At 52.5% G+C, this 11,212-nt stretch carries 12 protein-coding genes; 3 read left to right on the forward strand and 9 right to left on the reverse strand.

Features of this window, described 5'->3' with window-relative positions:
- Window positions 1-554 precede the first annotated feature (554 nt).
- Both AC2FJE_RS21495 and AC2FJE_RS21500 read right to left on the reverse strand, forming a co-directional pair.
- Window positions 555-1,550 carry a DUF1254 domain-containing protein gene (locus AC2FJE_RS21495; RefSeq protein ID WP_496758600.1) on the reverse strand — a complete coding sequence of 332 codons (996 nt, stop codon included), beginning with the start codon at window positions 1,548-1,550 and terminating at the stop codon, window positions 555-557.
- Between the two features lie 18 nt (window positions 1,551-1,568).
- Entirely contained in the window at window positions 1,569-2,636 is a 1,068-nt protein-coding gene (locus tag AC2FJE_RS21500) for a DUF1214 domain-containing protein (protein WP_282121579.1), read from the reverse strand.
- Window positions 2,637-2,961: 325 nt separating this feature from the next.
- Between AC2FJE_RS21500 and AC2FJE_RS21505 the strand changes: the two genes are divergently transcribed.
- The gene (locus AC2FJE_RS21505; protein WP_282121580.1) at window positions 2,962-3,888 is read left to right on the forward strand and encodes a DMT family transporter; all 927 of its coding nucleotides are present in this window, start codon (window positions 2,962-2,964) and stop codon (window positions 3,886-3,888) included.
- A gap of 88 nt (window positions 3,889-3,976) precedes the next feature.
- On the opposite strand, the gene AC2FJE_RS21510 is transcribed toward AC2FJE_RS21505, so the two are convergent.
- Both AC2FJE_RS21510 and AC2FJE_RS21515 read right to left on the reverse strand, forming a co-directional pair.
- Complete coding sequence (locus AC2FJE_RS21510; protein ID WP_282121581.1) at window positions 3,977-4,618, reverse strand: GNAT family N-acetyltransferase; 642 nt, start codon at window positions 4,616-4,618, stop codon at window positions 3,977-3,979.
- 168 nt (window positions 4,619-4,786) lie between these two features.
- Complete coding sequence (locus AC2FJE_RS21515) at window positions 4,787-5,779, reverse strand: LysR substrate-binding domain-containing protein (RefSeq protein ID WP_496761474.1); 993 nt, start codon at window positions 5,777-5,779, stop codon at window positions 4,787-4,789.
- Here AC2FJE_RS21515 and AC2FJE_RS21520 point away from each other — a divergent pair.
- On the forward strand, window positions 5,769-5,993 hold the full coding sequence (locus tag AC2FJE_RS21520) for a hypothetical protein (RefSeq protein ID WP_496758687.1): 225 nt from the start codon (window positions 5,769-5,771) through the stop codon (window positions 5,991-5,993). The genes AC2FJE_RS21515 and AC2FJE_RS21520 overlap by 11 nt on opposite strands.
- A 151-nt stretch (window positions 5,994-6,144) precedes the next feature.
- Here AC2FJE_RS21520 and AC2FJE_RS21525 read toward each other — a convergent pair whose 3' ends face one another.
- Window positions 6,145-6,657, reverse strand: a complete 513-nt coding sequence (locus tag AC2FJE_RS21525; RefSeq protein ID WP_496758689.1) for a DUF6653 family protein — start codon at window positions 6,655-6,657, stop codon at window positions 6,145-6,147.
- Between the two features lie 214 nt (window positions 6,658-6,871).
- Here AC2FJE_RS21525 and AC2FJE_RS21530 point away from each other — a divergent pair, with 214 nt between their 5' ends.
- Window positions 6,872-7,702: a methyltransferase domain-containing protein gene (locus tag AC2FJE_RS21530; RefSeq protein ID WP_496758691.1), complete on the forward strand. Its 831-nt coding sequence runs from the start codon at window positions 6,872-6,874 to the stop codon at window positions 7,700-7,702.
- On the opposite strand, the gene AC2FJE_RS21535 is transcribed toward AC2FJE_RS21530, so the two are convergent.
- From AC2FJE_RS21535 to AC2FJE_RS21550, 4 genes are all read right to left on the reverse strand, one after another.
- Window positions 7,651-8,055, reverse strand: coding sequence for a GFA family protein (locus AC2FJE_RS21535; protein WP_496758693.1), 405 nt, complete (start codon window positions 8,053-8,055; stop codon window positions 7,651-7,653). The genes AC2FJE_RS21530 and AC2FJE_RS21535 overlap by 52 nt on opposite strands.
- 758 nt (window positions 8,056-8,813) lie before the next feature.
- A complete protein-coding gene (locus tag AC2FJE_RS21540) occupies window positions 8,814-9,434 on the reverse strand; it encodes a cysteine hydrolase family protein (protein WP_496758699.1) in 621 nt (206 codons plus the stop codon).
- A 275-nt stretch (window positions 9,435-9,709) separates the two neighbouring features.
- Window positions 9,710-10,567 (reverse strand): DUF302 domain-containing protein, encoded by an 858-nt coding sequence (locus AC2FJE_RS21545; RefSeq protein ID WP_496761475.1) that lies wholly within the window; start codon window positions 10,565-10,567, stop codon window positions 9,710-9,712.
- A 16-nt stretch (window positions 10,568-10,583) separates the two neighbouring features.
- A complete protein-coding gene (locus tag AC2FJE_RS21550) occupies window positions 10,584-10,958 on the reverse strand; it encodes a DUF4345 domain-containing protein (RefSeq protein ID WP_496758703.1) in 375 nt (124 codons plus the stop codon).
- Window positions 10,959-11,212: the final 254 nt, after the last annotated feature.

Below are 11,212 nucleotides of genomic sequence, written 5' to 3' on the forward strand. Positions count from 1 at the left end.
CTTCACGGAGGCCACGTCTATGGCATGGGACCAACCAAAATTTGCGCTGTGCGCAATTAGCTTTGAATTCTAAATTCTGTGCGTGGCTTTTGCGCCCAATGTTTTGGGCCAAAGATGCAAATCTTTAGGCGAAATGCAAAGCTTTGGGCGCACCTACAATTTTGTAGGTTTGCGCATAGCACTTCGCACACCCCATAAGTTTGCGTAGTTCGCCCATAGTTTTGCGCTGCGCGTTTCTCTGCATTAGGACGAATTCAATCAGTGTATGGCTTAGTCGTTGCGGTTATGGCCCTTTGCATTGCTCAATCCCGCAATGGACCTCCCTAAGGAACCTGGGATTCTCGCGAAGGTCTGCGATGCGCAGATAGCGACCTTTGCAAAGTTTCGCGGACGACCCAAACCGGACCTTCTAAAATAGGCTTTGCAGCTCCGGGTTGCGGACCTTTCCGACCTTGATGGCCGTTCGGTAAATAGCCGCTTCCGTCCCACAGCTGAACATGGCGATGAATGCCGCGCATGTCAGCTTTGAGCCACGATTTTGGGCCGAGCCCAAGTCAGTCCACAGGCTCGAAAGCCGGGAAGGTCCAGTTGCCGTCCAGGATCTCGGCGCGTGGCTCGTACAAGCGGACGGTGTAGTTCCAGCCCGGCGAAATCGGGATACAGTTGACGCGATCGTCGTCACAGCCACCAAAATGGATCGGGTAGGCCCCGTCATTGTCAGGTGTTGCAGTGAAGTTGTTGTAACTGTTCACACCCATATCGTTGGGTTCCAGATAACCGTCGGCATTGTAGATGGTGATGGACCAGAACGCGTCTACTGGTACATCCTTGACCGTCACAGCATGCGGGGTTTCGCCATCATTTTCGGTAACGCTGGCGATTACATAAGACGCGGCAGTGAAAGGCAGTCCACCCCAACCCGCGGCAGCGCCAACAAGGTGGTCAATGGGCCGTGTCTCGTCTTTGGTTCCAAACGCATATCTTGAATCAAAGCCAAGCACCGCGACATCACTCAGCGCCTTGCGCGCGACCCCAAGGTTGTCCAGATTCCAATCTGGTGCCTCGTAGGGTCCTTTTGCGCCGCCGCTTGTCACGATCGCGTCCTGCGCTGCATGGGCCTTTGCGATGTCGTCTGGGTTGGTGACATCAACGAATGTGCGGAAGGCCACGAGGGCAAAGCGGGTGCCGACTTTGTCTTCGGTCAGCCTGTAGGTTCCGGGTTGGGCCTCAGCGAACATATAGTGATCCTGATTGACCAAATGCATCGACTGATACCGCCCGCCCAGGTCGGGCAGTGTGATCTCCACAGGCTTTGACAGGTCCACCACAAGTCCGGAATACAGAGTATCCTGATTCATCCGGATCGTTGGCTGATCCTCGGTGGTCGTTGGTTCGCGCAGGTGATGCAACTCGCCCACGCCAAAGCCGAAGGTCTTCATGTTGCCCCGGATATTAAAATCCGACTCGGCGCGTACAAAGTTTTCAACAGTGACGTTTTCGGCCAAAACAAACGTCGGAGCACACAGGACGAAGGCAAGTCGAGCTTTCATGGTCTGTTCCTTTTTCACTCAATTCACAGGTTGGGCGGCGGGAAATGTCCAGCTGCCATCCAGAACTTCGGGCCCCGGACGATAGAGCCGAACCGTATAGTTCCACCCATCCATGATGGGCAAGCAGTTGACCGCATCCGTGTCGCAGCCCCCCAGATGTACCGTCATGCTGCCGTCATCGTTGGGCGTTCCGGTGATTGAGTTGACGTTGTAAGCATCGCGTGCGTTTTCCTCAAAGAAACCGGCCGCATTATAGAGGCTGACAGACCAAAATGCCCCAACAGGCACGTCTGCCGGGACGTCGATCTTGTAGGTTCCGACGGGCAGGTTTGGTTCGACACTCAAATAGAACGCTTCGGTTTCCGGCAAACCGCCCCAGCCGACCGCCGTGCCAATGAAGTGGCGTAAGGGATCAACCTCGGACTTGGGCCCAAAGGTGCGTGTTGCATCGGGCGCAAATCGGCCCAACTTTAGGGTTTCTGAAATCAAGTCCTCCAGATCCTTTTGATTGTAATCCGGAGAGATGAAGGGTTTGGATGACGCCGCCTCGATCATCATCGCGTCCTGGATCGCGTTCACGGCGGCCACGTCGTCTGGATCAGACGCGTCCACCAGTACGCGCATGAACACAATGACATAGGGGGTATCGAATGTCTTTGTGTCCAGAGTGTAGGTGCCGCCGCCAAAGTAGACTTCGTTGATATAGTGGTGCTGATTCACAATCATCGCGGTCATATATCGCCCACCCACCTCGGGCAGCGTCAGGGTCGCGCCCTCGCTAATATCGACAACAGCTGTGCTGTAGAGCGTGTCACGGTTCATGCGGATCGTCGGCTGATTTTCCACCGGAGTCGGTGTGCGGAAATGGAAAAATTCATTCACGCCACCGGCCAGTGAGACGTATTTGTCCAGCTCTGCATCCGTCGCTGCACGGGTAAAGTTATCAACCGTAACCGGAATTTCCCGACTGTCGACAAGCGCGTCAAGCGTGGCGCTTGTGGATTCCGCCGCGGCACCACCAGAGACCAAGGCAGCGACGCAAAGGGCTGTAACAGACGGCGCAGATTGGGAAAGTCGTTTAGGCATAGGCTTGTTCCTTTGTGCTTTCGCAGAAAAATATGTGCACAGATCTCTAGAAGTCCAAATAGGACGGTGACGTTGCTGTGACGTCATAGCTGCATTTTATCACCGTGCACATTTCATGGCGTTGTCATGGATCATTATTCTCGCTTGCCACCCCCTCAAAGTCGGGTTTCAGCCCATACTCCTAGTTCGTGCTGATTGCAGCATTTGTTAGACAGGGCTCGATGCGGACATCCAACGAAACGTGGCAATCGACCGCTATGCGGACAAAGCAGTCGTTCGTAGAATCTCTAAAGACGACGATGCAAATGCGTGATAACTCCAGATTATGGCCACGACATCTGCGCGAAATCGAACGCCCATCCCTTACGCATTTGCGGTTATTGGTGTTCTTTTTGCTTCAATCTGTTTCGGGCTGGTTCCCTTTTTCAGCCGCAGCCTGACCGAACAGGGTGTTGCACCCTATGCGGTCGCATTCTACCGCTACATTATTGCGGCTCTTCTTCTGCTTCCTGTTCTCATCGTGCACCGAAAAGAATGGCGAGAGATCACTTGGGGTCTTTCCGCCGGAGCCGTAATGGGGCTTGGTTGGATCGGATATGTAACGGCGCTGGAGAAGCTGCCCGCATCGACAGTGGGTGTGCTTTACATGACCTATCCGGTGTTCACCTTAGTTATTGCCTGGGCTGTGTTTGGCGATGCACCCACGCGACGCGCCATGTTGGCCGCTGGTCTGATTATGGTGGCAGCTGTCATTGCTGGCTCGCCTGCGTCAGTGGCTGCGGAACACCTACCAACGCTGCTGCTATCGCTTGCCGCCCCATTTGGGTTTGGCTTCGGAATTTGCGTCCTGGTACACAGGTTGTCACGGATTGCGCCGTTGGCACGTATCGCGTCAGTTTCTCTGGGGTCTGTACTGGGCCTCGCGCCGCTCATCCTTGGAGCTGAGGTTGGAGAGCTTCTCCCAAGGGAACAATCCGATTGGCTTTTCATTGTTGGTATTGGTCTGGTTACCGCTTTCGTGCCCCAGCTTATCTACACGATATGCTCACCTGTTATTGGGGCTTCCCAAACTGCGGTCGTCGGAAGCATCGAATTACCCACGATGTTTGCCGTGGGATATCTTGCCTTTGGCGAAGCCATCTCTTTTCCTCAAGCTTTGGCATGTGCCTTAGTGCTGGGCGCAATCGCGATCACAAGAAGTAGAAAGACGCGCACCGTATCTACCGTGCTCGCAAAATCACCAAGGCGGTAGTACTGGGCTCGGTGCTGCCGTGCTCTGACGTGGGCAAGCTCTGCACGGGTGTTTATCGAGATGACGACGGAGCGGTGCGGGTAGTTTTTTACGTCGAAAGATCGAGTTCCATTAGCACACAAGCCCCTTCGTCCTTGATGTCCAGAAAAGGTCGCTGCCCGTTGAGTTCGAAGTCTTCGTAGCCAATCGAATGAGTGCTGGTGAAGCCCGCTTTCAAAAACATGCTTTGTGAAAACCGGTTTGTCGCTTCGGCGAAAGCAATCCGGTAGCCGGATCTTTCAGCTTGGCTTAGACAAGAGTCCAGCAAGCTTTGCGCAATTCCTCTTCTTGAGAAATCATCACGCACGGCGATCATGAATATATGAAGAAACCTCTCTTCCTGAATGTCGTGCGTCTTTGAAAAAAAGCCTTCCAGCTCATCAATTAGCTTGATGACTGGCTCAGAGTCCAATTCCACTGCATCAATCCCATCAGGGGGCGGTTGACCGAAGTCATGTGCCAGAACTGCGCCTACTATTTCACCAGAAGCTTCATCGAGAGCAACAGACGACAAACCCTCCTTTGCTGATTTTGATCCAAATAGTTCGGCGATCTTTTCGAGCTTTTCAAGCGAGAACTTAGTTGAAACGGCGGGAGGATCACGCCTGCTAAAAACATCACCAAGCAGTTTAGACATTGCATCATTGTCTGTTTCTGACATTCGTCGAACTACGATCTCTGAACTAGTCATTCGGAATTTCTCCTAAAACAAATGGCGTAAATACTTGGCACAATGTTAGCTTTTGGCGTTTGGTGATTGTGTTTGAACAGGGACAAAGCAGTAACAGTCGACGGGATCGTCTCAATCTTTTGCGAATTGCGATAAATCAATAGCACGGGCTTTCAGCCTTTCGTTTCCTCAATTGCTTGCGCATTCATCGATCAGCCATTGGCAGACGGCGCGAACGGCTTTGCGGCGCCCGGCGCGATTGTTGACTGCCAGGTAATACCCGCCGAATGGGATTTCGATGTCCGCGAGTTCAACCAAAACGCCCGATTGAAGTTCAGGTCCACATAAATTCTTGTCCATCAGCACTGCTCCTAGACCGGCGACTGCCGATTGGATTGCCAATAGTGCGCCAAGTGGATGGGGCAATTTGAGGTCAGGGACCTCATTAAGTCCGGCCCGCTTGAACCAATCAGTCCACAGGCTGAACGTAGCTTCTTCAATCAAAGGGCCGCGAGCAAGCGCCTCAATATCCAATTTGCCATCTGAAATCGGCGCAAAGCCGGGTGCCGCATAAGCCCGAACTTCAGATTGAAACAGCAGATGGTATCCATCAACCGATCCGGTTCTCAAATATCTCACCCCAATGTCGAAATCATGGGCCTCAATATCCATGACCTTAGTAGTTACGGACAGTTTCAGATCAATTTCGGGGTGACAGGCCTTAAGGCTTGCAAGCCGTGGGATTAGCCATTTCTGGGCAACGGTGGTTTCTGTCGTCAGCGTCACCGTGCCTTTGGGGGGGACCGAAAGCACTTCCGTTGCCAGAGCGATCCGGTCGAAGGCCGGCGTAATCTCGGTCAAGTATGTTCGACCTTGATCGGTCAGTGCTACACCGCTGTTCTGGGTGCGGAAGAGATGAACGTTCAGACGCGCCTCAAGCCCTCTTACATGCCGGGAAATCGCGGAATGGGAGACGCCCAACTCTGCGGCGGCCTTAGTGAAACTGCCCAATCGACCCGCCGCTTCAAAGGCGCGCAAAGCGTTTAGAGGGGGTAAAAGTCTCGGCACGACCCTTTGTGACTTTTTAGAACAATAGGTGTCAAGTATCAACGTTTGAGGGCGAAGGTCGCAGCGTTGCATGGTCGAGGAAAGACAATTTCTGGAGGCGACTATGAAACCCATTGATAAAAACGAGTTTGAGATTCACGAAACTAAGGCAGCTCCAAAGCACTTTGGCCGATTTGATTTGATGGGATGGCTTCTGGGCTTTCTCAAGCCGTCGATACAAAAAGGTCGCGACCCGGTCCACCTGACGCATCGACTGCTTAGAGATGCAGGAATCGACGAGTTGGACATCGAGAGAAAGAAGATAATGAGTGCGCCTCTGACCCGCTGAAACCTAAAGCTTGATTGCACGATGGTGGCAACGCTTCTTTGATTCAGGCGATCCAATTGACCCACGATTCCGGTTAGTCTTTTGCTGAAAGGTAGGAGCCTGCCCGGGGAGCAAGACTTGGGGGCTGGCGTGGAAGGATAAGCGATTGGGCCTACGTCCCAGCCGCCAGGTCTTCCAGCACCCCACCATCACGCAAAAAGTCGCTCCAGATCCACGCCATTCGGTCAACAAACCACATCTTTCCACCGGAGATCACAACCATGCCGAGGCATGTGTACCCCAAGTCGAATAGCCAAAGGCCGTATGCAAACGGCAGAAGACCTAATCCGCTGACATAGGCCAGTGCTTTGGCCACTCGTATATGATGAGCCGCAATCTTGTCTCGGTGTCGCAGCCAGACACGCTCGCCCAATACTCCTTGGGCTGACCAGCTCTCGAAGGTCTTAGGTCGGGAAAACGCACGCGGATTGATCCAGACCCAGACCAAAACCACGCCGACGGCAACCCATGCCCAACCACCAATCCAAGCCCGACTCCAAATCGCCAGCGCCAAAAGGGGCAGCGGTGTCAGTACGCGGGCCCAGACCGACCAAGGGTTTGTATGCCGCAGCCAAACCTCGTCTTTCATACCCATGAGGCGTTCGGAAAGTCGAACTATATCCATCGGGTCACTCCAGAAACTGCAATCCCATTATTGAGATTGAATCCATCCGCTACTTATCACAACCGCTTTCAAGTCTCGTCCTTTGGTTAAGATCAGGCGCTCGCGATTACATGGCGAATATCCGGATCGATCCTGACAAAGTTTGAAAAACACATCTGGCCCGAGCCTTGCTTGAGTGTATTCTTGTCACATTTTGGAGCTTTAGGGGGCTGAAGTGACTGATACAGCAGACTTTGAGATAATGGAACGCCAAGGATGGGCGGATCCGTCTATTGCTAAAGGGTATGCCGACGGCTTTGAAATGGCGACGCGCCTGGTTGCCAGAAAGCTTGCAAATGAAGTCGCTGCTGGGCCGAATTGCAAAGTTCTTGATCTGTGCACCGGACATGGTGTTGTAGCAGCAGAGCTTGTGGTCCGCGGCTCGGGTGTAACGGGTTTGGATTTCTCTGAACCAATGATTGAGCTTGCCCAATCAGCTGTGCCAAAAGCGCGGTTCGTACAGGGTGATGCAATGGCAATGGAGTTTCCAGATCACACCTTTGATGCGGTCACAATCGGGTTCGGCGTCCCACATTTTCCAGACCCCGAACGCGGCCTGAGAGAAGTGAACAGAGTGCTGAAACCGGGGGGTAGAGTTGCCTTCTCGATTTGGCGTGGCAAAGGATCATATGGCGCGTTTGGCTGGCTGTTCGATGTTGTTGAACGTCTGGCCGACCCATCTATCTCTCTGCCTGCGGGCCCGGATGCGCACATGCTCGCAGACAGCGGAATTGCCAAACCGTTGGTCGAAGGAGCAGGTTTCCGCAATGTGCGGCTTATCGATGTTGCAAGCGAATTGTGCGTTTCAGATCCTATGATGCTTTTTGATGTTTTTGATGGGGGTGCAGTGCGTGCGGCATCGCTCCTCAAGCGTCAGCCGAAAGAACGGCGTGATGCAATACGTGCGGATTTGGCAACGCGCGTTCAGGCGGAAGTAAACAAAGACATTCGAGGTTACTTTGTGCCTGCCCCTTCAGTTGTTATCACTGCTTCGTCCCAAGCCTGAGCTGCTTCGCTGTAGATCGATTTCACCGGATGATACTTGGAGGGATCGTCCATTGATGCCGCATGGACGTAGATGCAGTCACTCATCCGTTCACTTCTACGGATCAGCGGTGAGCCACAGTTCGGGTAAAACCCGCTAAAGGTCGACAGCCCTGATCCTCCTGCCATTTCAAATGTTTTTAGCGCATCGCCAATCGAAACAGATTTGGCCACAAGGGGCACCATCTCTGAAGGTCCCGAGCCGGTGAGCTGCTGGCAATCTCGGCAGTGACATCGAAACATCGGAAGGTCAGAGCGAAATCCAGAATATCGCACCAGCCCACATTTGCAGCCGCCTTCGATCTTATCACTCATGTCTTCTCCTTCACCTAGAAAGGATAGAAGCCGATCAAAACATCATGCGTCGCCGCGATTTTGTCGCCAAGAACAACGCAGCCGTGCAATCCTTGTGCTGCGATTGAATCTTCGACCGAGAATTTCCAGTCGGGATAAATCGATTGCACGATTTCAAATCTGGAGCGACCCTCTCCACGCAATCTGCCAACTGCTTATTGTTCATTTCAGCCGTTGGCGCATAGCCAAGGCCTAGTACGATTTCTGGTTCAATCCTCGGTTCTGAATACCTTGCAAGTTTACCGGCTGATCAGTCGAAAACAGCCCATCTGCGTGAACCTCTCCCCAAATGGATTGATCCACACCGTAAACAGGCCAAATCGTGCGGTTCGTGAAGCCGACTTTTCTGCCGACTCTCTTTTTGCCCTGAAGCTTTCGGACGCGACGTGCAATCGAATATGCGTCATCCAGCGATAGCTGTCCTGCCTCTGAAGACAGTTTAGGTATCTGCTGGGCAGAGGTCAGGGCATCAGCAATTGTCTGAGCGTTAGATTCAATATCTCTTGTCATATTCGCATAATACGCGCCGACGGCTGGATTGCGATGCAAGCGAGGTTTTGAAGGGCCATCGTCGCAAACTCAAAGGCTTGCACTGAAAGTGTCGGTATCTTCTGTATCAAGTGGGCAAGTCCAAGGCGATCAAGCAACAAGAATCTCCACCCGTTTCTGCACCCTAAATAACTGTGCGCCCAAACTGCTACTAACAGTTCGATTGCAATTTAGAGCGAGGTGATCGCATTGATCACTGCTTTTCGGCTCTGAACAGCGCCGGTTTGTAGATACTCCATTGCTTTGAGAGCAGCTTCATGGGCTTGGACAGATGACCCGCCAACGCAGTCCTCTACAACGCGGCAGAAGTAGTCTGATTGGTGGCCATCGACGAATGTGTAGTGCACACAAACATCCGTCAAACCGCCGCACAATAAAAGTGTGTCTACCTTTAAACCTCGTAGCAGGATTTCGAAATCGGTTCCAAAAAATGCAGAATACCGTCGCTTCGGGACGATGTAGTCACCTTTGCGGTATCCCATCTCATCTTTTGCAACCTCCGTTCTTGGATCGCCTTCGAGACAGTGTATGTCTTCGTCACCATCTAGTTCACGGCCGAAGTCTATCCTATCGGGACGATGGATTTCTTGGATGAAAATGACTGGCACATTGTAATCATGTGCGGCATCAACCAAATCACGTGCAGCGATCATGCGCTCTTTGTAGCCCGGCATGTTGTCGATGGAGCGTACTTCGCTATTATCAATAAAGGTGCTCTTTTGAATGTCGATTACGATTAGGGCAGGTCTACCCTCAATCAGTTTCCTAGCTTGTTTGGTTTTAGTCGTCATGTTCGACCTCCAATTTGTCAGGTCGTCCTGAAGAAACGCCCTTGTTGGGCCGGGTCGTCCCAGCGGGCAGATCATTTTTGGCTAAATGTGCAACTGAGTATGGTCAAGACCGTGCTGCGTTGTTTTGGAATGAAAACTATATGCTTGGGCCCAGGGCGACATTGCCCGCAAACTGCCGTTATGGGTTAAGTGTTGCGATGGTCTGTACCCAGCTCAGAATGGGCAGCCAAATACGGAATATAGCAATTCAGAAAATTGTGGCTTCCAACTAGCGGCTACTCAATTGCGGAACGAAACGTTTCGGTAAGCCGTTTGTTCAAGCCGTGATGAGGTTCGGCTGAGGAACCGTAGTGCAACTCTGCCATGGCAGCGATGTCATTGAAAATGACTACGGAGCCGCCTTCTTGATACGCGTAAACCAATAGTTTTTGGCAAAAGGCATCCAAACCAATTGCGGGAAAGCCCGCCATTGCCACGCCACCGGGTGCTGGTCCGCCGAACAGTAAAAGTACCGCCTCTGGCAGCTCCACCCCCAGCTGGGACGCTTCGGTCGTAAAATCGATTTCGGCAAACCAGACTGTATCGTCCTGTCCCATCACAGCTGTCCTGAGACGTTCCACTGCCTTGGACACACTGAGCTCAGATCGCAATTCGATGATGCCATAGTTCGCAATTAATCCTTTGGTCGGCGCCGGTGCTGCATCCAAGTCGTTCAGGACTTCGAGCAACTTGTTCTCAAATGCATTCAACGCTTGGGTGTTACCTAGATCATGCCGAACTTTGAGAAACTGAGAGTCTGTGTATGCGATCTGCGGACGGCCATCCTGATCGAATGAAAGAACTCGAAAAGGAAGGTCCAGCCCTGCACGCACGTTCTCTTCCAGAATTGGTGTGTTTATCTCTGGATCAGAGAAAATGAGCACGCGAGATGCTGGCATTTCTACGCCTTCGGCTTTGGCCAGGCGCGCGTGATCTATCGATGCGATTGGAGTAGTTCCCGCTTCGGCAACGGCAGTCTCAAGCCTTAAGAAGTTTTCGTCCACCGCAGTCTGGGCAGATGAAGATTGTGCAAAAGCGGATGTCGAAACTGATAGAGTTGCAATCATCGAGAAAACAAAGTCAAACCTCACCATTTTACCACTTCCTATTTCACCGTACTTTTTTCAGGGAAACCGCCGCCAGAGCCACAAAAGCTACCTCGGCCGCAAGGTAAAAGAGAAGTATCCCGTTCGGAACTCCATCAATAAGAATGCTTAGTATGCGTCCAACGGCTAGTCCTGACATAAACAAAAATAGAACCCACAGCGCAGGGCGCTGTAATTCTGGTTTCGAAGCGGCCACCAACCAGAACAACGCGTTTGCCAGATAAAGACCCATAATCGCTCGGAACACGTGGGTTTGGTTCGTCCCTTCCACCGGAAATCCCAGCAAAACTGGGATCGAACTGCCCGGCATCAGGCCATATGATAACGCAATTGGCACGAGGCCGACCGCAGCAAGCAGAAGGACTAATCTAGCACTCATGGAGGACTCCGTCTCGTAGTGGTCGCGCTTTTTTTGCGAAATTCCTAGTCGGTTTTTTCGGGCATCCGATGATCCGAGCCGGATGCCCACGCTACGCTTTGAAAGGCGTATCCGACAGGCCAAGCCGAGTTTTCTGAAGAGCGAGCCAGTGCTGCGCAGCCGTTATCGGCTACGCAGCAGACTGCTCACAATGCGCCTTCGTCGCCAAGGAACTCGATACCAGCTGTCGCGCCATCACTGTAAGCAATGCAATT

The organism is Ruegeria sp. CDSC002 (assembly GCF_059610905.1).